This window comes from Marinobacter sp., from assembly GCF_048269445.1.
Classification (GTDB): Bacteria; Pseudomonadota; Gammaproteobacteria; order Pseudomonadales; family Oleiphilaceae; genus Marinobacter.
The window spans coordinates 293778-315368 of record NZ_JBLXIQ010000001.1 but is presented as its reverse complement, the minus strand read 5'-3'; the positions used below and the strand labels follow the sequence as shown (position 1 = coordinate 315368).

Here is a 21591-nt window from a genome sequence, read left to right as displayed (position 1 = left end):
CCATGACCCTGTTGGCCGCCCTGTTCAGCCATTACCGCCGTCACCCGCTGCAGCTGCTGGCACTGGCCTCCATGATTGTGCTGGCCACCATGCTCTGGAGCGGGGTCCATCACCTCACCAGCCAGGCCCGGGCCAGTCTCGCTCAGAGTGAGTCAGCGGTGGCCGAACGCCAACAGGTGACGCGGACCGATGGTGAGCCGGTTTCGGTGCAGGATTTCGTGGCACTCAGGCGGGCCGGTCTGTGCGTGATGCCGTGGCTGGAAGTGGCATCGCCAGGAGCCGGACGTATTGTCGGTGTCGATCCGCTGGCGGCCGCGTGCTTTGACGGTTACGCCCGGGATAACGAACCCTGGCGCGGGGAACTGAACGGTGCCCCCTTTGTGGACATCAGTGAGGCCGCAAAGCTGGCGGGAGAACATAAAGATCAGAAAGAGCTGCAGAGTGAGCTGTCCTTGCTGGTGTCCGGTGCAGACAGCGGTGCAGCCCTGCCCGCGGGTTACCGGCTTGAGTCGTTCACCGTAGGGCCCGACACCGGAGAGCTGGGCAAAAGCTTCCTGCTGAATCTGGACGCGTTGGGCGTGCTGGTCCTGCTGATAGCGGCCTTGCTATTGCGCAGTGTCTACCTGCTGGGGCTGGCCCAGCGTCGTGACGGTTTTGCGCTGCTGCACCGTTTCGGTGTTCCGGAAGGCCGAATCCACCGACTTCTGATCCTTGAGATCATGATGTTGGCGCTGGTGTGCATTGTCCCTGGTCTCTGGCTTGGTCGCTGGCTGGCCACGGGCCTCGGCAGCGGGTTCGGACGGGCCCTGGAGGGACTTTTCGATACGCCCTTGTACGCCGGGCAGGGCGGTGGCTGGCTGGTGCCGGTGGCCACCATGCTGACGGTTGTTCTGGTGGCCTGTCTCGCGGATCTTCTCCGACCTTGGGCTCGCCGGTTGTCCGTGGCCGATCGCGGGCAGGGCGTGCCGCTGGTTCTGTTGTTGCTCGCGGGCGTCGCCCTATCGGTCTGGGCATCCACTCTGGTCTGGCTTTTTGTCGCCGTAGCCATGGTCTTTGTGGCGTCCGGCATTCTGGCCCCGATTTTGATAGCCAGGTTGGCGGACTGGCGGGCCGGGCGCGAGGCAGACCCGCTTTCGCGCTGGCGCCACCGGGAGTTATCCGTGCTGGCCCGTCGTCTGGCTTTGCCTCTGGTGGCCCTGCAGTTTGCCCTGGCCATGGTGCTGGCAGTTCAGGCCCTGGTCACGACCTTCGAAAGTACCTTTGACCGGTGGCTGGCCCAGCGGCTGGAGGCGGACTATTACATTGAAGTTCCTGAAGGGGCAGATGCGAGCCTGGCTGTGGACTGGCTTTCGGAGCAACCGGGACTCGCGTCGTCCGGGCTTTGGCATCAGGTGATTCGGGGCCAGGCCACGATAATGAATGCTGCCGGAGAATCGGGCCCAGTGGTGGATGTGTTGGCCCTGGAGCCCATTGGTCCGCTGGTCACCGGGTGGCAACTGTTTGAATCAAGAACTGCGCCGTGGCAGAAACTGGCGAAGGGGCAGGGCCTGATGGTGAACGAGCAGCTGGCCCGCCGGCAGGGTGTGACGGTTGGCGATGACCTGTCTGTAGAGTTCGGGCCTCGGGTTGTCGAATTTCCGGTTTTGGCAGTTTACCCGGACTATGGTCGGCCCGCCGGAGAGATCCTGGTCAATGCCTCCACGCTTCCGCCCGGGTTTGATACCCGCTTCGAGAGTCTTTCGGTATCACCGGGAACGCTGTCAATCGAGGCGGTTTCTGATCAGCTGAAACAGATCTGGGGTGTGGATCAACTGACGGTTCGGGACAATCGGGCAATCGAAGCCCTGGCGTCTGCGATTTTTGATCAGACCTTCCTGCTCACCCGGGCTATGACGCTTCTGACCCTGATACTGGCTGCCGTTGCCCTGTTGATGATGGGCTGGGTGTTCTTCTCCACCCGGGCCTGGTATTTTCGGCTGCTGGTGGTCTGGGGTCTGCCGCGTCGCCAGGCAGCGGCTCAGCTGACCCGGCTGTCGCTGTCCCTGACCAGCACCATTGCCCTGCTGGCCCTGCCGCTGGGTGTCTGGCTGACCTGGGTGCTGGTGCATCGCATCAACCCGCTGGCCTTCGGCTGGTCCTTGCCCATGGCCGTTTATCCCCGGTTCTGGCTGGAGCTTGCGGGGCTGAGCCTGCTGGTGGGGCTCAGCATAGCTCTGCTGATGCGTATGCAGCTGAACCAACCTGCTTCGGCACCGGAGAGTGCCAGTGCCCTGTCGGGAGGTGAGCGATGAAGCGGAATCTGTGGCTCATTTTGCTGCTTGCGCTGACCGCCTGCACTGAATCCCGTGAGGAGACCGGCTTTGCAGGCCTGGCCGGCGTTGCGGGTTCGGAAGGTAAGGTGCCATTTTTGCAGCCTGGCCCGGGCGACCGGTTGAGCTTCCCGGCGGATTTCGGTCCTCACCCCCAGCACCGCATCGAGTGGTGGTACCTGACCGCCAACCTGGAAACCGCCGAAGGCCATTCTCTAGGCCTGCAGTGGACCCAGTTTCGTCAGGCCATCAAACCAAGACCGGCCGACGCGACACCGCCCGATCCTGGCGACTGGCCTCTGGAAGTGGCCTGGATGGCCCATGCCGCAGTGAGCATTGACGGCCAGCACTATTTTGCCGAAAAGCTGGCCCGGGGTGATGTCGGCCATGCCGGTGCCAACGCCGAACCCCTGACCGTCTGGCTGGACGACTGGCAACTCAGTGCCCCGTCAGGAAACGGGCCATGGCGTTTGCAGGTGTCGGCGGATGACTGGTCCTACGATCTTTCCCTGAGCGTCAACGGTGAACCGGTCGCCCACGGGGATCACGGTTTCAGCGCCAAATCCGCCAGTGGCGAGGGCTCTATGTACTTCAGTCTGGTGGATCTGCAGATTGGCGGCACGGTTACCCTCGATGGCAGGACTCTGACGGTCTCTGGTCAGGGCTGGTTTGACCGGGAGTGGAGTAGCCAGTTTCTCAAGACGGGTCAGCAAGGTTGGGACTGGTTTGCCCTGCACCTGGATTCGGGCGACAAGCTGATGGCGTTCCAATTGAGGGAAGATGGGGGCGCCTTCCGTTCCGGTACCTGGATTCCGGCGCAGGGAGCACCGGTGGCGCTCACCCCCGATCAGCTCCGGATGACGCCCCTTGCCGGGCAGGACGACTACCCGCGCCAGTGGCGATTAGAGGTGCCCGATTACGGCGTTAGCCTGGAGGTGTCTGCACCGGTAGGGGACTATCGCAATACCGGGCTCTACCCATACTGGGAGAGCCCGGTTACGGTGTCCGGGAGTCATTCCGGTGTGGGTTATATGGAGTTGACCGGCTATTGAGAATGAGGGCCACAGCCTTCAGCCGGTGGCAAGCACTGGCGGTTCAAGCTGATTGAACAGCACCTGGATGCCTTCGTGCCATTGCTGCCGGAGTTCATGGAAGTAGTCGCTGTTCTCCTCAACCCGCTCGGTAAAACAAGGCTTGAGGGCATCCCGCTGATAGATGGCGACATCGACGGGCATGCCGACCGAGAGGTTGCTTTTCATTGTGGAATCGAACGAGATCAACGCACATTGATAGGCTCGGTTCAGCGGGGTCTTGTAGCTGATGACCCGGTCCAGAATCGGCTTGCCGTATTTCGATTCCCCGATCTGGAAGAAAGGGGTTTCTTCGGTGGCCTCAATGAAGTTGCCTTCCGGGTAAATATTGAACAGCCGCGGGTCCTCACCGCGAATCTGTCCTCCGAGAATCAGCGAACAGCTGAAATCCACGTGGCCGAGCTTGCCGTCCGGATTGTCCCGGCGGATGACTTCCCGCATGGTCTGGCCAACGATTTCCGCCGTCTCGAACATGGAGCCGGTGCTCAGGACATTGTGCACATCGGTTCCGGCCCGGCGCTCCAGGAGGCTGATCACACTCTGGCTGGTGGCCAGATTGCCGGCGGACAGCAGGACCAGTTCGCGCTCGCCCGGCTTCTCGAACACGTGCATCTTGCGAAAGGTGGAGATCTGGTCAAAGCCGGCGTTGGTTCGGGAGTCCGATGCGAACACCAGGCCGTCGGCCAGCCGCATCGCTACGCAATAGGTCATGAAGCCCTCCTGCAAGGCTTGCTCTGTTGCGCGTAGTCTAATCACATCTCCCGATTAAGTGTGAGTGCTTTATTGTGGCGATTGCGGGCTTTTTGTTACTGACCGCCTGTCGGGTTGGTCACCCAGGCCCGGGTTTCCATATGCTCCATTCCCCCGCCCGCCCGAACGCCACGCACCGGTGCCGCATCCCGGTAGTCCAGTCCCACCGCCAGTTTGATGTGGCTCTCGGCCACGTTCAGGGTGTTCACCACATCGAAGGTTTGCCAGTTCCGGCCAATCCAGGCTTCGGCCCAGGCGTGGGTGGCCACGTGGGCGTCGTTCGAGGAGTGTATGTAACCACTCACGTACCGGGCCGGCACGCCGATGTGCCGGCAACACGCCAGGAACATGTGGGTGTGGTCCTGGCACACTCCCGCCTTCAGTTTGAATGCTTCGCTGGCGGTATGGGTCACGGTGGTGGCGCCGGGCATAAAGGCCACATGCTCCCTCAGGTGCTTCATAAGCCGGATCAGGCCCCGTTTATTGGCAGGGTATTGCGCGGCAAGGGCCTTCAGGGCGTCGTCCGCTTCGGTGAGTGGGGTCTGGCGCAGGAAAACCTCTGGCGGGAACGGGGAGTCGTCCCGGGTCAGTGGTTTTCCGGTCAGGTCGACAGTGCCCTCGGCGGTCAGAACAATCTCGTTGACCGCTTTGTCGAGGGTCATTACCGTCACCAGGTTGCCGAAGCCATCCACCATCTGGCTGGCTTCGCCCGGCGCCTCCAGGTGCCAGTGGTGAATGCGTTGCTGAGGCGTATTGCGGGGTGTCAGCCGGATATACTGGATGCTGTCACTCACCGGTGCTTCGTAGGTGTATCGTGTTTCATGCCGGATATGAAGTCTCATCCCTGCCACCCCATGTAGTCTTTCTGGATCTGGCTGGCAATAAGCTGGATACGGTCCAGAAAGTCCACCAGATAATCGTGAAGGCCGCGTTCGGCAATGTAGTCGCGGTCGCCATGCCGGATATTGGCATAAAGACTGGAGGCCAGGCGCCGCGAACCCCGGGCATCGCCACTCTCCACTTGCTCAAGCAGGCTGGCAATTTCCCGGAGGCAACCGTGCAGGGAGCGGGGTACGTCTGGCTCCAGGATCAGCAGTTCGGCAACGCTCATGGCATCAAGATTATGCCCGTAGGTGTTTTGGTAGGCCTCGAAGGCGGCCAGGGAATGCAGCACGGCTGTCCACTCGAAAAAGGCCTGGGTGGTGTGATATTCCATCGCGTTCACGGCCATGACATGCCGGATATCGAGGACGCGGGCGGTGGTTTCGGCCCGTTCAATAAAGGTGCCCAGCCGCAGGAAGTGAAAGGCATCATCTCTAAGCAGAGTGCCATAGGCTGCGCCCCGGAACATGTGGGACCGCTCCCGAACCCAGTCAAACACCGAACTGGCATTGGATACGGTCACGCCCTTGCGTTGCAGTTCCTGCATCTCCAGCCAGGCCTGGTTAATGCTTTCCCAGACATCCGATGACAGATTGCCGCGAACGTGCAGGGCGTTGTCGCGGGCATTGCGGATGATGTTGAACACGCTGGCGGGGTGCCGGTCGTCCAGCAGCAGGAAGTCGATCAGGTTCTGGGGTGTGATGCTGTTGTAGGAATCGAGGAAAACCTCGCGGGTTCCAGACACCAGCAAAGGCACGGATAACTGCTCGGTGCGGTCTTCCGGCACATCAATCAGGGCCATGGTCAGGCTGACGTCGAGAAGTCTGGCCTGGCTTTCCGCCCGCTCCAGGTAACGGGCCATCCAGAACAGGCTTGAGGCGGCGCGGCTCAGCATGGGTCGTCCTCCAGTACCCAGGTGTCTTTGGTGCCACCACCCTGGGATGAGTTTACCACCAGTGACCCTTCCTTCAGTGCCACCCGGGTGAGACCGCCCGGCACCATCTGGATTTTCTTGCCGGACAACACGAAGGGGCGCAGATCGAGGTGCCTTGGTGCAACCCCCTCATCGACAAAGGTCGGGCAGGTCGAGAGGCTCAGTGTCGGTTGGGCGATGTAGTCCTGAGGCCGTGCCTTGAGCAGGCTGCGGAAGGTCGCCAGTTCTTCCTTGCTGGCCTTCGGGCCGATCAGCATGCCGTAACCCCCGGCGCCCTGGGCTTCCTTCACCACCAGTTCCGGCAGGTGATCCAGTACATACTGAAGGTCTGTGGGCTTGCGACACTGCCAGGTCGGCACGTTTTTCAGGATCGGTTCTTCGTCCAGGTAGAACCGGATCATGTCCGGTACGTAAGGGTAGATGGATTTGTCATCGGCAACCCCGGTGCCCATGGCGTTGGTCAGCACCACGTTGCCGGAGCGATAGGCGGCGTAGAGGCCAGCCACGCCCAGCATGGAATCCGGGTTGCCGGCCAGCGGATCGAGGAAGTCGTCGTCCAGCCGCCGGTAGATCACGTCCACTTGTTGCGGACCTACGGTGGTTTTCATGTACACCTTGTTGTGGGCGACAAACAGATCGGCGCCTTCCACCAGCTCTACACCCATTTGCCGAGCCAGGAACGCGTGCTCGAAGTACGCGCTGTTGAACCGGCCCGGGGTAAGCACCACCACTGTCGGGTCGGGCTTGAGTGACGCCGCTCGCAGGGTTTCCCCCAGCAGGTTGGGGTAGTGTTCCACCGGTGCCACCGCCGAATGAGTGAACAGTTCCGGGAACAGTCGCATCATCATGCGTCGGTTTTCCAGCATGTAGGACACACCGCTGGGGCAGCGGAGGTTGTCTTCCAGCACGTAGAAGTCACCATCGTTGTGGCGGATCAGGTCGATGCCGGCAATATGGCAATACAGGTTGCGGGGCAGCTTCAGGTTCTGCATGCCCGGCTGGTACTGGGGGTTGGCGAAGACCTGCTCGGCGCTGATCACGCCGGCCTTGATGATGTCGTAGTCGTGGTAGATGTCGTGGAGAAAGCGGTTCAGCGCCTGGACCCGCTGGCGCAGACCAGTCTGCAGTGTATGCCAGTCGCTGGCGGAGATGACTCGTGGGATGAGGTCGAAGGGGATCAGGCGATCCGCCCCCTGATCCTCCCCATACACATTGAAGGTGATCCCGAGCCGCTGAAACAGCACATCGGCTTCACGACGTTTCTCAGCAATCAGCTCCTCATTGGAGTCGAGGAGCCAGTTTTCGAGCATCCGGCACTGGGGACGTACCCGGTTGTCTTCATCGAACAGTTCATCGTACAGGCCTTCGCCCGGCGTCTGGATCAGCATGATTCGGTCCATCTCCCTGAATCGCGCCGTTGTGAGCGGCGCATAGTGCCGAAATCACTAGCAAGAGACGGGCCACCGCTTTTATTTGACCGGTTTATTCGTCCGCCGTTGCACCGATTCGGTGAATACTCAGATCCGCGCCATTGAACTCTTCTTCTTCGGTCAGTCGCAGGCCTGAGATCGCATTAATAACACTATAGACGATCAAACCGCCGACAAAGGCGACAATTACGCCGGCCACGGAGCCGATGACCTGGGACATCAGGCTGACGCCACCGAGTCCGCCCAGGGCCTGTTGGCCAAAGATGCCGCAGGCAATGGCGCCCCAGACACCGCAGACGCCGTGCAGGGGCCAGACACCCAGAACATCGTCGAGCCGTTCTATCTTTGCCTGGGCCCACTCAAACAGGTACACGAAGATCGCGCCGGCCACGGCTCCGGTAATCAGTGCACCGACCGGGTGCATCAGATCTGAACCGGCACACACAGCCACCAGGCCGGCCAGAGGACCGTTGTGAATGAAGCCCGGGTCTTTTCGGCCCAGCAGCATCGACACCAGAATGCCGCCCACCATGGCCATCAGGCTGTTCACGGCCACCAGGCCGCTGATGCCATCCAGGGTCTGGGCAGACATCACGTTAAAGCCGAACCAGCCAACGGTGAGAATCCAGGCGCCGAGCGCGAGAAACGGGATGTTGGACGGGGCGAACGCCACTACTTTTCCGTTACGGTACCGGCCTTTGCGAGCGCCGAGTACCAGAACGGCCGCCAACGCGATCCAGCCACCGACGGCATGCACCACAACTGAGCCGGCGAAATCGTGGAACGATGCACCAAACTGGCTCTCAAGCCAGCTCTGAAAACCGTAATTGCCATTCCAGATCAGACCTTCGAAGAAGGGGTACACGAAGGCTACGATCAGGCCAGAGGCAATCAGTAAGGGGTAGAACTTTGCCCGCTCGGCGATGCCGCCGGAAACGATGGCGGGAATCGCCGCAGCAAAGGTCATCAGGAAGAAAAACTTCACCAGGTCATAGCCATTGGCGGCGGTGAGGTCGGCGGCGCTTGTCATAAAATGACTGCCGTAGGCGATGTAATAGCCGATGAAGAAGTACGCCACGGCCGAGACACCGAAGTCAGTCATGATCTTGACCAGTGCATTCACCTGGTTCTTATGGCGAACCGTGCCCACTTCCAGGAAGGCAAAGCCGGCGTGCATGGCCAGCACCATAATGGCACCGATCAGGATGAACAGGGTGTTGGCGCTTTCGGTCAGGGTGTTTACTGCACTCGTGATGTCCACGGGTTTTCGCTCCTGATGTTGTGTGTCCGGCCTCTGTCGAGCCGTTGTACGTGTAAAGGGTCGTTGAGTTATGCCTTGATGAGGTGCAGCTTTAGCAAGAGCTGTTCCAAAATAATGCATTTCAAGAGTGGTGAGGGGGTTGCAGCTATATCGAAAGCGACTGGCGGGGTGTAGCTGGTACTTTTCGCACTATGGTTGTGCGTTTTCAGGGGGTATGCACCAATCTGGCCTGTTTTTTTTACCAGCTGATCTCACCGGAGGAGGGGATGGCAGACTCGATACCGATGATCGCTTCCTGATCCACTGACTCGGACTCAATCAGCTCTCGCAGACGAATTTCCTGTTCCTGCATGGGCTCGGAAAGATCAATGATGATCTCCACCCGGCGGTTTTTTGCGCGGTTCTCGGGGGAGATATTCGATACTCTCGGCTCGGTATCTGCGAGCCCGGTTACGGCGAGTCTGGTGGGCTGCACATAATCCCGGGCCAGCAACACATTGGCCACAGCCGCCGCCCGGGCTGCGGACAGATCCCAGTTGCTGTAGAAGCGTTCTGTGCGGATAGGCACATTATCGGTATGGCCTTTAATGGTCAGGTTACCGGGGATCATGGCCAGAACCTTCGCCATCTCCAGCAGCAGGCCCTCGAACTCGTAGGTCAGCTGAGCGGAACCTGACGGAAACGACCCTTTCTCCTCCACGCGGATCACAATGCTCCGCTGGTTCTGACTGACATTGATGCGTTCGTCGGCAATGGCGGGCTCAAGAACCTGGAGCATCTGATCCATGGTTTCCTGAATCTGGTCGTTAATCGCCGCTTCAACGGCCACGTCGGTGGGACTTTTCGGGGTCTGGAGTTCGGGCTGCTCATCGGTGGTGGTCTGCTTGACCTGATCGATCACCGTGGGCTCCGGTGGGGCAGGTGAGAATTTGTCAAAAATGGGGCTGGTGCCCTGCGGTATTTCCAGGGCGGGGACTTCCCGCTGAACACCGAACGCCTTGGAGAGTTCACCGGCAAGCTGCTTGAACTTCTGGGCGTCAATCTCCGAGAACGAGAGCAGCAATACGAAGAAGCACATTAACAGGGACATGAGGTCCGCAAAGGTAACCACCCAGGCGGGAATTCCCGGCTTTTCTTCCTCCGGTAATTCGTCCATGCCTAAGTTGCCTCGGCTTCAGCGAGCTTTTCCCGCTCCTTGGGCGGAAGGTAGCTGGAGAGCATCTGTTCAATAATCCGGGGATTGGTGCCTTCCTGGATTGCGACGAGCGCGTCTATGTACAGAGACTGCATCCGGGCCTCTTCGGTCATCCGCAGTGACAGCTTGTCGGCAATGGGGGTGGCAATCATGGTGGCAATCATGGCGCCATACAGTGTGGTCAGGAGCGCAACAGCCATGGCCGGGCCGATGGATTTCGGGTCTTCCATATTCGAGAGCATCTGCACCAGACCAATGAGGGTGCCGATCATGCCCATGGCCGGTGCGACATCAGCCATGGCGGTAAAAACCTTGGCACCGGAGCGGTTGTGATCCAGCGTCATTAGCCGCTCCTTGTTAAGCAACTGTTTTATTGTGTTGCCATCCTGACCATCAACCAGCATCTGGATGCCCTGACTCAGGAACGGACTGCTTACCTCGCGCCCTTCAAGACCCAGAACCCCTTCTTTGCGGGCCACGTTGGCGACTTCCACCAACTCGTCGATGCTGGCCTGGGTTTCCGGAAGCTTGAACTTGAACGCTCGCAGGGCGGATTTGAAGGCCCAGAAGAACTGGGCAAAGCTGAACTTCGCCAGCACAACCAGCAGGGTACCACCGACCACGATCAACAAAGATGGGGGGTTGATGAATACGTCTGGAGAGACGCCGAGAATAACGGCAGACGCGATAAGCATGATGGCGCCAACAAGACCAATAAGGGTGGCGAAATCCACAGTTACTCCAGAATAAGGTTGTGTGTCTTGAAAGGGTGGATGAGATTACCTTCAGTTCACAATTTAATCAATTCGTCTCAGGTGCACTTTCCAGCTCTTCCTGGTGCTCTTTCCAGGCGGCGTAACGATGCAGGTCCGATTCCACCAGTTTGAGGCACAGGGCCACCACACCGGCATCATCAAGGAAGCCGATGCCTAGGATCAGGTCTGGAATGACATCTAACGGGTTCATCACATACAGCAATGCACCGGCTATTGCCGCGATGCTTTTCCAGGGTACGTTGCGGTAATTGCCATGCCAGTAATCCCGGATCATCGAGAACATCAGCCGGATGTCGGCACCGAAACGTTTAAGCTTGCCGCTGCCTTTCACTTTTTCTTCGATAGCGCGCTGCCGGTCCAGCAGCTGTTCGAGGTCTGCTTTATGGACCTTGTTGGCTTCAGCACTTAACTGTTTTTCGGTATTTTTTTCGCTAAACAGGGCCATGAACAAGTTTTCCTGCTTGCTTGTGGTGTTGGGCAACCATAATCGCGCAACCCAGAGGGTATTGCCAATGATATGGCGTTACCGTGGTTTGTATTGAGTCGGACAATAGCCCCGGCTGACGCCCTCTGGCGTCAATGGCTTCAAAGGGGGTGTGGTCTTCCCTGGCCATCTCAATAACTCTGGAAACGTCCGATTCTATAAGCTCAGGGCTGCTGATTCACCAGGCTGTGTACAAAAGTTGGCGGGCAGAGAGTCAATACGAGCAAACGGATGAGCGGATCGTTTGAGCAAAAAAAGGGCGCCCAAAGGCGCCCCGGTGAAAGACTGTAGACTCTCGAATATCAGCCCTGTTTACGACGACGCGCAATTAGCAGCCCGGTGATGCCAAGCGCCAGCAAGGCCAGGGTGCCCGGTTCAGGCACGGTCGCGAACGCGTGGTTATCGGTTTCGAAGGCGTACCCGTTGCTGGTCAGCTTTACCTGGTCGAACAACTGGTTACCAAAGAAGAAGTTGAAGTAGCGGTTGCTGGAGTAAGAAACCTGGTCCCCATTCGCGGCACCGGGGATGTAGCTGGCGATTTGAGTGCCGTTGAAGCTGGCGACTTCGTTGCCTTCAAACAGGAACGACAAGGTGTTGTAATTGTCGATGGAGCCCCAGTAGAGGCCAAAATAGTTAGCATTGGTGCCAAGTGTCAGAGAGGCTGAACCGGACTGGTACGGGTTAGGTACTGACAGGTAGGCGCTGTCGATGTTCGCCGGCTGAGCGCTTTGGCCGTTGGAACTGTTGAAGATGGTGAAGTCACCCGTGCAGCTCGCATAGGTGCCGCAGGCGCCGCTGTTAAAGGTTTCGATGGTGGCCCCGGAGAGACTTGTGGTAGTGACACCGCCAGCTTCGGCAGTGATCAGAAGCGCGTGAGCGCTGCCAGTGAATAAAAAAGCCAGGGCGGTAGCGATGAGCTTTGGTGCAAATTTAAACTTCATGGTTGTTACCTCAGTGTTACTGCTTTTCAGTGTCTGAGGTCCCTAAGCAGATGCAGTGCCAGCCTTTAAATAGAACGTTTACTTTCAATGAGGTGCAAGCCTGATTGTCAATCGCCAAATGAGTTAACTGTAAATATAATCGACATATGGTCCCGCCGGCACCCCGCAACCGTAAACAAAGCTGACACTCATTTTTTGTCAGCATTTTTTAGCCGATGAAGATTCGCTTAGCCAGCCCGGCGCCGCGCCAGCCCTGAATCGCCAGGGTGGTGACCAGGCCGCCGATCATGGCACCCACCACACCGCAAGTGAGAATGTCCTGGCCGGTGAGGTATAGCCCGGGAATACCGGTTTTGGGCTTCAGCCAGTCCTGTTCAAACCTTTCCGGATTGTGATCCAGGCCATACAGTTCGCCCCGGCCATAACGGCAGAACCAGGCTGTGGAGAGTGGCGTGGAAGTTTCCACGTAATCCACCTTGCCCCGGAGCTGCGGCAGCTTTTCGTACATCACCTCCAGCAACTGGTCGGTAATCTTCAGCTTCAGGGCTTCATAGTCTTCGCCGCGCTTGCCCCAGATGGTGTCCTTCCAGGGCTCGAACATCTCCCAGGTGGTGGGCGCGACGATCTCGATGGTGGAGGTGCCCGGCCAACGATTCTGGTAATCCGGATCCTTGGCCGCCGGGAAAGAGATGTACACGACCGGGAACTTCGTGTGTTCCGGATCGTTCAGGAACTGTTGAACGTTGCCGTCGTGATCGGCGCCGGGGTAAATCCAGAAATTGGTGCGGGGCAGCCCGAGCTGATCTGGCGTACCCTTTAGTCCAATGTAGAGGCCAATGTGAGGCATGGACGGAGTGATGTGCTGGCGCTTTGCCTGATAGCCGGTTTTTTCAGCGAGCTCGGGTGGCAACAACTTCTCGAAGGTATTGATGACGCCAGCATTGCTGATCACCATCGGCGCCCGGATTTCTTCACCATCGGCCATGCGAACCCCCACGGCCCTGCCTTTTTCGATCAGGATGTCAGTGACATCGGCATAGGTGAACACCTCGCCGCCGGGCTTCTGAATCACCGGAATAATCGTTTTGGCGATTTCCGAGGCACCGCCGACGGGATAAAACCCGCCATACAGGTAATGTTTGGCGATCAGCGCATGGACCATGAAACTCGACTGCTTCGGTGTCACCCCGCAATCGCCCCACTGGCCGGTGATGGCGCCGATCAACTCCTGGTTGTCGGTCAGCTCGCTCAGCACGTCCCAGGTGGTCTTGTTGAAACACTCCGGCAGTGCCAGATCTAGCCCCTTGTGAATCACTGGGCCGAGAATACCTGGGGTCAGTTTGGAAAGGGTGTACCACTGCATGCCGTCGGCTACCTTGCTCAGCAGCTTCAGGTACTGGTCGATGGCGTCCTGTTCCTCGGGGAAAGCGCTGATCAGTGAGTGTCGCAAGCCCTCCTTGCCGGCGCGGAGATTAATCACCTTATCACCCAGGAAGAACCGGTCGTAATTTTCGTCCATGGGTGCCCATGCAAGCTTACCGTCGGTAATGTAATCGAACAGCCTGCGGCCGAGGGTATGGGGTGAGCCCATGTCGCCGATGTAGTGCACACCCACATCCCACTCGTAACCGTTACGGGCATAGCTGTGGGTATAGCCGCCGGCGGTGTAATGCTGTTCCAGCACCAGAACTTTTCTGCCGGCCTTCGCCAGGCAGGCTGCCGTTGTCAAGCCGCCAATGCCGGAGCCGATAACGATGGCATCGTAGGGGCCTTTCAAGCGGGCGGCTCGGTACCGTGTGCCGATACGGATGGTGCTCGGTTTGAGTTTTTCGGAAGACGGACTGTTCACCACCATGCTTTTCCCCACATTTCCGGATTGGCCCAGTTCTCTGGATTGTTCCAGGCCCGTTTGTGGTTGTAAGTATCCAGGTTGTAGGTGTAGAGCGTGAGTGCGCCGTTATCACTTTCCAGCTCGGCATGGCGCCGGAAGCCCAGGCCAATGAAATCAGTAAAGGCCCAGTCTGGCGTTTCACCCACCAGCACGGCGATCTGGTGGGTGCCGTAGTTCCTGAGCTGGCCCAGCAGCAGTGCGCCTTCGCCGTGAGGCAGGTGTTCCAGCGTGTCGCTGATCAGCGCGAGATCCACAACGCGGTCCATTACCAGGCTGGCGTTGGGGTCGCTGGTGTCCAGGGTGTGCAGGTGGGTGCCTTCCCGGTGCTGTTGCCAGAACCTGGAAACCTCGGTGGCCAGAGCCCCGCAGCTTAGCAGTGTGCCCGGCGCCGTGGTGTCGATGATGCGGGCCAGGGTGTCCCGCGCTGTGCTGGTGTTTCCGGAATCCGTCATATCTGTCACGCCTGCCAGGCCTCTGTTACAGCAGAGGCCAGTCTGCTGCATCCACTGTGTGTAATCCCACGGGCTGTTCCGCATCGCCGCCCCAGCGATCCACGAAGGTACCCGTGGGATCGTACTGTTGCGCCTGCTTCTCAAGGTTGAATTGCCTCAGGCCTCGGGGGTCGGCTCCTACGCCAGCGAGATATTGCCAGTTGCCGTAGTTGCTTCCCACATCATAGTCGATTAGCTGCTCCTCAAACCATGCTGCGCCGTAACGCCAGTCCAGGCCCAGTTCGTTGATAAAGCAGCTGGCCACCAGTTGTCGGGCACGGTTGCTCAGGTAGCCGGTTTCCCGCAATTGATTCATGGCAGCGTTCACAATCGGGTACTCGGTGTTGCCCTGGCGCCAGGCCTCGAACCGATGGCCATAGAAGGTGGCGTGGCGGTGCTTGCGCTGCGTGCCATCCCGGCGGAACAGGCTGGTACCTTGCTTGAGGGCGTACCAGTAGAAGTATTCCCGCCAAAGCAACTCGAACCAGAGCCAATAAGTGGACTGGCTCTTGGTTTCACTGACTTCGTATTCGCTGATGGTTTCGGCCGCTTCTCGCACCGACAGGCAGCCATTGGCGAGCCAGGGTGAGAACTTGGAGGAGGCGTCCCAGCCCTCAAGGGCATTGCGGGTTTCCTTGTAGCGGTCAATGCTGTGATTGCCGAACAGAAACTCTCGCAGTCGCGTCAGTCCGGCCGCTTCGCCACCCATAAACTGCAAAGGGTGTATTGGCTCGCGGATGGGCGGGCAGTCGCCCCGGTTATCTTCCGGGAAGCCCGGCGCCGGAGGCAGGGCTGTGAGGGTGCGGATTCTCAGCCGCCCGCAACAGCGCTCACCGGTCTTCTCCACCTGTTTGCGGAATTGTGAAAAGGTATCCGGCAGGTCCTGCAGGGCCATGGGCAGGGAGCCTTCGGTAAAGAGGCTCAGGGTTTCGAATTGCTGGAACAGGATGCCCGGTAATTTGTCCTTGATCGCCCGCCACTGGCTGGCTTCCTGGGTGCCAGGAAGACGGGAACGAACAACCCGGGCAATGTGGTGCGCATGCACCAGTTCGGGAATTACCGTTTCCGGCTCGCCAAAGGCAATGTGCAGTCGCTGCCCCAGGGGGCGCAGGCTTCGTTCCAGCGCCATAAGGCTCTGCCAGAGAAAACGCCAGCGATGATCCCCCATGGCCTTGCTCTGCAGCATTCCCGGGGCAAACCAGCGCGGATCCACCACATACAAGCACAATAAATTGTCGGATTTTGACGCGGCCAGCAGGGCTGCGTTGTCATGCAGGCGAAGATCCCGGGTAAACCAGTAAAGCGTATGCAATATGAAAGCTCCTCAACCTTTTGGTTCTGACTTTAGGATACGTATCAGGCTCAGGAAAGTTTTTTAGGACGTGCCGACGAACAGTGGTCTGCACCGGAACTACGTAGGGCTTTCGTGGTGTGCTGCGGGCGAAGAGTGCTTCACTGGCCGCCCATATAAATCGACATCAAGTGATCGTCATCCCGGATGTCGCTCTGAGTACCCGCAAATTTGCGCTTCCCACCAGCAAAGATATAGACACTGTCGGCGACCGGTAAGGCTTCACGAATATTCTGCTCCACCATGATGATGCCGACCCCTCGCTCCTTCAAGCCGACGACTCGCTCCATGGTTTCATGGACCAGTGCAGGGGAGAGTCCGGCCGACGGCTCGTCCAGCATCACAAACTCAGGGTCTGTTACCAGGGCTCGGGCGATGGCCACCATCATCTGTTCTCCCCCCGACAGTGAGCCGGCCGGGGTGCTCCTGCGGCGCTGAAGGTTGGGATAATCCGCGATCAAAGCTTCAATGCGGTCTTCAACGACCTGCTTATTGTTTAGCGAATAGCCGCCCATCCTGAGGTTTTCCATGACGGTGAAGCGCGGAAAAACGCCCCCGCCCTGTGGCATCATTACGATGCCTTTGCGCACCATGGCGTGTACCGGTAATCCGGTGAGCTCGGTGTTGCCGAGTGAGATCCGTCCGGACCATGCCGGCAAGAGACCGGCTATCGCCTTTATAACCGTGGACTTGCCGCTGCCATTGGGTCCGAAAATGCAGGTTATCTGCCCCGGATGGGCGGAGACGGTAATGTCATGCACTATCTCCTGTTTGCCGTAACCGGTAACCAGATTGTCGACTCTCAGCTCGTTACTCATGTGCGCCCCAGGTAGGCTTGTTGGACATTACTGTCGCTGGCGATGGTTTCGAAGTCGCCTTCCGCAACGACTTTCCCCTGATCCATCACCACCAGCCGGTCGCAGATTTCTTTTACCATTTCCATGTCATGTTCGATGACCAGAAACGTGATGCCGGTTTTCCGTAATCGCTTTATGGCACCCAGAATTATCTGGCGGATGTTCGGATGCACGCCGGCCGTAACTTCATCCAGCAGAATCACTTTCGGATCGCGCATGCAGACCCGTCCGAATTCGACCAGTTTCTGCTGACCGCCTGAAAGCTCGGAGGCCAGGTTATCAACCACGTGGCTGATCTCCAGCATTTCCAGAGTATTTTCCATCCTGTCGCGGGCACGATGCCAATCGCCTTCGACCGCAGCTGCCAACAAGTTATCCCTGACCGTCATGTTGGTGAACAGGGAAGGAATCTGAAAGGTTCTGCTGATTCCGGCGCGGGCGATTTTCCAGGTGGGCCAGCCAGTAACGTCGATTCCCTGCAAGCGTATCTTCCCTGCATCTGGCTTCTGTCCGCCCGCCGCAAGGCTGAACAGCGTCGACTTACCGCTGCCGTTGGGGCCAATGACTCCGACCACTTCACCAGCGTGGGCGGACAGTGAGACGCCATCGACTGCGGTAATCCCACCAAAGTGCTTGGCAACCGACTCTATGGCCAGCGGCGGATACTCTGGCGGCTCGGCGCTGCGGGATGCAGGTGACATCAGAGGCCTTCCTCTAGAATTTTCTGAGAATGTTGGAAATAAGTTCCTTACCTCGTTGGCGCCCCAGGATAAGGCTAATCAACCCGTTGGGCAGGAACAGAACCACTAACGCGATGATAACGCCGAGTATGGGGAGATATATGACGGTGTCCCCGAACGTCGACCAGATATAACGATTGGTGATCCACAGCAATACTGCGCCCAGGGCAGGGCCCCAGACGGTTCCAAGCCCGCCGAGAAGTACCATGACAACCATCTGGTCGGTAATGTCCGGACCCATGACGGAATGTGGGTCGATATAGGTGGTCCAGTAGGCGTAGATGCTTCCGAAAAGCGCGGTGATGGCTGCCGAGAGTGCAAATGACTGGACTTTTACCAGGTTTGTTCGGATGCCCAGCGACTCCGCTGCCGGTTCATCATCCCGCAATGCCTTGATTCTGAATCCGAAGCGTGAGCGTTCGATTAACAGCCAGACTCCGATAAAGCTGGCTGCTGCGGCGATCAACATCGTGTAGTAGAAGAAAAACTCATTGAGGTAGGCGGGCAGCGATAGCCCGGCCGTGCCACCGGTAACGTCCAGCACCGTGGCCAGTTGTAGCAGCATTTCCGCGAATGCCCAGGTGGCAATGGCAAAATAGGCGCCCCGGAGCCGCATGGTTGGCCCGCCAATGGCCACCGCGACGGCCATTGACAGAATGATCGCCGGTAGCAGGGTGACAAAGAACGAGGCGCCAATATCGGACTGCATCAGGATAGCTGTGGTGTAGGCGCCGATGCCGAAGAAGGCCGAGTGCCCGAAGCTGATATACCCGGCGTAACCGCCCACAATGTTCCAGGCACAGGCAAGGCCTGCCCACATAAGTGCACCGGTGGCAACTCTCAGGGTGTAAGGGTCAATAAACGCCGGTAATACCGCAAGGGCGACAGCAACTGCGGAAATCATGAGCGCCCGGACAATGAAAGTTGTGCTTTGAACAGGGTTAGATGCCACGTCCCAGAACTCCTTTGGGTGCAACCAGAAGGGCGAGGTACAGGGTTCCGAAAACAATCAGTAAGGAGTATCGGGCACCAATATAGGTGGCGACATAGGCTTCGAGCAGCCCAAGAGCGAGGCCGGCGACCAGAACACCGCCAACTGATCCTAGGCCGGCGAGCACCGCGACAAAAAATGCAAAGAGCGTATAGCGAATGCCTACAGTCGGGTTGACGGAATAGATGGTCGCGATCAGTACACCGGCGGAGGCGGTTAAACCGGTATATATCCCGTAAACCCAGGCAGAAACCCGCTTCACGTCCACACCCATTAATCCGGCATGGTCACGGTTTTGCGCCAGTGCTCTGACCGCCATGCCAAAACGGCTTCGGTAGAGCAGAATAAACAGCCCAAGGCTGAACAGCATTGCCATGAGAAAGGCTGACAATCGCATCAAGGGAATGGTGATCGGCCCCAGGCTCAGGAACTGGCCTGATAATACCGATTCAACGCTGCGGCTGTTATAGGACCAGAGCCAAAGCGCGCCCCCACGCATGAACAGGAACAGGCCGAAAGTAAAGGCCAATGCCATCAGGTCCGGGCGGGCATAACGGCTGGTTCTGACCCGGTATATCAGAGGGCCGATCCCCCGCCCGATCAGCAGGAAAAGCGCAAACACCAGGAAAATGCTGACAAAGGGGTCAATGCCTGCAAGGGTTACCAGCCAGTAGGCGGTGTAACCCCCAAGCATCGCCCAGCCCCCGACAGCAAAATCGATCACATGGAGCACGCCGAAGGTCAGCTGGAATCCGATCGTGAGGCAAATCAGGATGCCACCGATCAGGATTCCGTTTACAAGTGTCTGCAGGAAAAGGTCCAACTCGGTACTCCTCATCCACCCGTTGTTACCGTCGCCGACAGCCTTCCCGTCAAGCTGGCTGTCGGCGACTGTATATCCGACTTGATATCAGGAGGTGCCGGTGATTGGGTAAACAAGCTCCCCCTTGGCCGCGTTCTCCGGAGCCACTGGCACGACATCGCCGTCCTTGAGCTGGATGACAACCGGTACGGGTTTGATATTGTTGTGGAAATGACTTCCTTCTTTGGCAAATCCCACGGGGCCATAGAAGGTTTCAATGTCGGTGTCTTCAATGGCCTTGGCGAGTTGCACACGGGTTTCCTGATCCCAGGGCGGCGCTTTACCGAGCCGGCGTGCAGCGTCTTGCAGTACAAGGCCACTGGCCGAACAGGCCGCTTCGGTGTAATCCGGCCGTGTCCCCCACCTGGAAAAGGACAGGTCGGAGTAGTCGCTTGCGGTTCCGAACAGATCGTCCTTGTAGGGTAACCCTGCTGTCCACACGGAAACGCCGAGAACGCCTTCTGACTCGCTTCCGGTTTCCTTGATGAAGGCTGCCGATGTGACGCCGTAGTGCATGATGAGGGCCTTGGGCTTGTAGTTCAGCGCCTTCGCCGTGTTCACGAAATTGATAAAGACACTTTCATGCCCTCCGACAGCTACAATATCCGGATCGTCCGCTTTGAGCTTGGAAATGATGGCCGAGAGGTCTGATTCGGCTGGAAACAGCTCGTAACTCAAGAGCTCCAGGCCCGACTCTTCGACACCTTTGCGGAAGCCTTCCGCCGTTTCCTTGGAAAATGGTTCATCCACCCCGATCACAGACGCGGTTTTTGCCCGGTCGCCGAGTGTATCCGCCAAAACCACCATGGATTTATCGGTAGTGAGATCCACCGCAGGAATCATCCCGAAATTGAAGGCCGGCTTTGCCAGCCAAACGTTTGGAGATTCGGCAGATCCAGAAATCATCGGCACCCTGTATTTTTGACTGATGGGTTGCACTGCGAGGGTGACACCAGAAGTATAGGGACCAAACAGGACATCGACCTTGTCCTGGATGATCAGCCGTTCAGCAGCGTCCGCACCTGAAGCAGGTCGTGACTGGGCGTCACCATAAAACATTTCCACGGGGTAACGGTTTCCCGCGATTTCGATGCCTCCACGTTTGTTAATCTCTTCTGCCCATAGATCGTAACCCCTGCGGGTCAGGTTACCACCGAATCGATTTGCGCCTGATAATGAGGTGACGACACCACAACGAATCTTTTGCTCTTGCGCGTTAGCGTTAAGCGCTGGAAAACCAAGGGTCATTGCGCCAGTGCCGAGTATCGAATTCCTTAGAAACTTCCTGCGGGAAAATTTATGACTCATAAGCCTGCTCTCCCCCGATGGGTGCATTCAGGTCCTTGTCGTAAATCTGAAAACTTCCTGCCGAAGCCTGAAAACCAGCCGAAGCAGTTATTCCAGACACATGTTTATGTGTTAGTCCAGATTTCCGAAGTTTTCAAACTGGACTGTGAAATTCGATCAGTTGGTATTGCGCTTTTGGGGCGAAATGGCAGGGGGTGATAGAAAGGAAAAGTCCTGCGGCAGGGAACAACAACGCCGCCCCGAAGGGCGGCGTTGTGACAGGCTCGAAGAACCGCGCAGGTTTTTACAATTCCTGGGCAGTGGGCCGCAGGATAATTTCGTTGATATCGACGTCTGCAGGCTGCTCGATGGCATAGACAATGGCCCGGGCCACGGCGTCGGAATCAATGGCCACCTTGTAAAGTTCGTCCGCCGCCTGCTTGGCGTCCGGATCGGTGATGGTGCTGGTGAGCTCGGTCGCGACGGCACCCGGCGAGATGTTGGTGCTGCGGATCTCGTCACCGGCTTCCATACGCAGCCCTTCAGACAGGGCCCGGACTGCGTATTTGGTGGCGCAGTAGACAGCGGCGCCCGGAAACACCTTGTGGCCGGCAACCGACGACAGGTTGATGACGTGTCCGCTGTGTTGTTCGCGCATCGTGGGCAGTACTGCTGCGATGCCATACATCACGCCTTTGATGTTGACGTCCACCATCTGTTCCCACTCATCAACCTTCAGGGCATCCAGCGGCGCCAGAGGCATCAGGCCGGCGTTGTTGATCAGTACATCGATCCTGCCGAAGGCTTCTTTTGCTGCGGCAGCCAGGGATTCGACCTGGGTACGGTCGGTCACGTCGGTGACCTGCCAGATGGCCTCGGCGCCCCGGGAGTTCAGGTCCTCGGCCAGGGCTTTCAGGCGGTCTTCCCGACGGGCGGCGAGCACCAGCTTGGCGCCCCGGTCGGCCAGGCGGCGGGCAGTGGCTTCACCGAGACCACTGCTGGCGCCGGTAATAATCACGACTTTGCTGTTAATCGGGTCGTTGGTGTTGCTCATGGTTTGTCTCCTTT

The 21591-nt window shown here is 58.3% G+C and carries 21 protein-coding genes; 2 read left to right on the top strand and 19 right to left on the bottom strand.

Annotated elements, in window-relative coordinates; all coding sequences use genetic code 11:
• The first annotated feature begins 2 nt into the window (after nucleotides 1-2).
• Together ACN0XM_RS01515 and ACN0XM_RS01510 are read left to right on the top strand one after the other, a co-directional pair.
• Nucleotides 3-2291 carry an FtsX-like permease family protein gene (locus ACN0XM_RS01515; RefSeq protein WP_417565145.1) on the top strand — a complete coding sequence of 763 codons (2289 nt, stop codon included), beginning with the start codon at nucleotides 3-5 and terminating at the stop codon, nucleotides 2289-2291.
• Nucleotides 2288-3361 carry a lipocalin-like domain-containing protein gene (locus ACN0XM_RS01510; RefSeq protein ID WP_417565144.1) on the top strand — a complete coding sequence of 358 codons (1074 nt, stop codon included), beginning with the start codon at nucleotides 2288-2290 and terminating at the stop codon, nucleotides 3359-3361. Before ACN0XM_RS01515 ends, ACN0XM_RS01510 begins: the two co-directional genes overlap by 4 nt.
• 18 nt (nucleotides 3362-3379) lie before the next feature.
• On the opposite strand, the gene ACN0XM_RS01505 is transcribed toward ACN0XM_RS01510, so the two are convergent.
• The 19 genes from ACN0XM_RS01505 to ACN0XM_RS01415 form a co-directional block, all read right to left on the bottom strand.
• Nucleotides 3380-4111: a peptidase gene (locus ACN0XM_RS01505; RefSeq protein ID WP_417565143.1), complete on the bottom strand. Its 732-nt coding sequence runs from the start codon at nucleotides 4109-4111 to the stop codon at nucleotides 3380-3382.
• A 95-nt stretch (nucleotides 4112-4206) separates the two neighbouring features.
• Nucleotides 4207-4992: a transglutaminase family protein gene (locus ACN0XM_RS01500; protein WP_417565142.1), complete on the bottom strand. Its 786-nt coding sequence runs from the start codon at nucleotides 4990-4992 to the stop codon at nucleotides 4207-4209.
• Complete coding sequence (locus ACN0XM_RS01495) at nucleotides 4989-5927, bottom strand: alpha-E domain-containing protein (protein ID WP_417565141.1); 939 nt, start codon at nucleotides 5925-5927, stop codon at nucleotides 4989-4991. Before ACN0XM_RS01495 ends, ACN0XM_RS01500 begins: the two co-directional genes overlap by 4 nt.
• Entirely contained in the window at nucleotides 5921-7354 is a 1434-nt protein-coding gene (locus ACN0XM_RS01490) for a circularly permuted type 2 ATP-grasp protein (RefSeq protein ID WP_417565140.1), read from the bottom strand. The genes ACN0XM_RS01495 and ACN0XM_RS01490 overlap by 7 nt, the downstream gene beginning before the upstream one ends.
• Nucleotides 7355-7448: 94 nt before the next feature.
• Nucleotides 7449-8657 (bottom strand): ammonium transporter, encoded by a 1209-nt coding sequence (locus ACN0XM_RS01485; protein WP_417565139.1) that lies wholly within the window; start codon nucleotides 8655-8657, stop codon nucleotides 7449-7451.
• Nucleotides 8658-8895: 238 nt separating this feature from the next.
• Nucleotides 8896-9813, bottom strand: coding sequence for a MotB family protein (locus ACN0XM_RS01480; protein WP_417565138.1), 918 nt, complete (start codon nucleotides 9811-9813; stop codon nucleotides 8896-8898).
• 2 nt (nucleotides 9814-9815) lie between these two features.
• Nucleotides 9816-10586, bottom strand: a complete 771-nt coding sequence (gene pomA / locus ACN0XM_RS01475) for a flagellar motor protein PomA (protein WP_417565137.1) — start codon at nucleotides 10584-10586, stop codon at nucleotides 9816-9818.
• A 67-nt stretch (nucleotides 10587-10653) separates the two neighbouring features.
• Nucleotides 10654-11073 (bottom strand): YkvA family protein, encoded by a 420-nt coding sequence (locus ACN0XM_RS01470; protein WP_417565136.1) that lies wholly within the window; start codon nucleotides 11071-11073, stop codon nucleotides 10654-10656.
• The gene (locus ACN0XM_RS01465) at nucleotides 11060-11272 is read right to left on the bottom strand and encodes a DUF2805 domain-containing protein (protein ID WP_417565505.1); all 213 of its coding nucleotides are present in this window, start codon (nucleotides 11270-11272) and stop codon (nucleotides 11060-11062) included. Before ACN0XM_RS01465 ends, ACN0XM_RS01470 begins: the two co-directional genes overlap by 14 nt.
• Nucleotides 11273-11414: 142 nt before the next feature.
• Nucleotides 11415-12053: a PEP-CTERM sorting domain-containing protein gene (locus tag ACN0XM_RS01460; protein ID WP_417565135.1), complete on the bottom strand. Its 639-nt coding sequence runs from the start codon at nucleotides 12051-12053 to the stop codon at nucleotides 11415-11417.
• Between the two features lie 208 nt (nucleotides 12054-12261).
• A complete protein-coding gene (locus tag ACN0XM_RS01455) occupies nucleotides 12262-13908 on the bottom strand; it encodes a phytoene desaturase family protein (protein WP_417565134.1) in 1647 nt (548 codons plus the stop codon).
• Nucleotides 13899-14396, bottom strand: a complete 498-nt coding sequence (locus ACN0XM_RS01450; RefSeq protein WP_417565133.1) for a DUF6231 family protein — start codon at nucleotides 14394-14396, stop codon at nucleotides 13899-13901. Before ACN0XM_RS01450 ends, ACN0XM_RS01455 begins: the two co-directional genes overlap by 10 nt.
• Before the next feature lie 25 nt (nucleotides 14397-14421).
• Entirely contained in the window at nucleotides 14422-15747 is a 1326-nt protein-coding gene (locus ACN0XM_RS01445) for a DASH family cryptochrome (protein WP_417565132.1), read from the bottom strand.
• 140 nt (nucleotides 15748-15887) lie between these two features.
• Nucleotides 15888-16604, bottom strand: a complete 717-nt coding sequence (locus ACN0XM_RS01440) for an ABC transporter ATP-binding protein (RefSeq protein WP_417565131.1) — start codon at nucleotides 16602-16604, stop codon at nucleotides 15888-15890.
• Complete coding sequence (locus ACN0XM_RS01435; protein ID WP_417565130.1) at nucleotides 16601-17344, bottom strand: ABC transporter ATP-binding protein; 744 nt, start codon at nucleotides 17342-17344, stop codon at nucleotides 16601-16603. The genes ACN0XM_RS01440 and ACN0XM_RS01435 overlap by 4 nt, the downstream gene beginning before the upstream one ends.
• 13 nt (nucleotides 17345-17357) lie before the next feature.
• Nucleotides 17358-18335: a branched-chain amino acid ABC transporter permease gene (locus ACN0XM_RS01430; RefSeq protein WP_417565129.1), complete on the bottom strand. Its 978-nt coding sequence runs from the start codon at nucleotides 18333-18335 to the stop codon at nucleotides 17358-17360.
• Nucleotides 18325-19197, bottom strand: a complete 873-nt coding sequence (locus ACN0XM_RS01425; RefSeq protein ID WP_417565128.1) for a branched-chain amino acid ABC transporter permease — start codon at nucleotides 19195-19197, stop codon at nucleotides 18325-18327. The genes ACN0XM_RS01430 and ACN0XM_RS01425 overlap by 11 nt, the downstream gene beginning before the upstream one ends.
• 87 nt (nucleotides 19198-19284) lie before the next feature.
• On the bottom strand, nucleotides 19285-20544 hold the full coding sequence (locus tag ACN0XM_RS01420; protein ID WP_417565127.1) for an amino acid ABC transporter substrate-binding protein: 1260 nt from the start codon (nucleotides 20542-20544) through the stop codon (nucleotides 19285-19287).
• A 283-nt stretch (nucleotides 20545-20827) separates the two neighbouring features.
• A complete protein-coding gene (locus ACN0XM_RS01415; protein ID WP_417565126.1) occupies nucleotides 20828-21577 on the bottom strand; it encodes an SDR family oxidoreductase in 750 nt (249 codons plus the stop codon).
• Nucleotides 21578-21591: the final 14 nt, after the last annotated feature.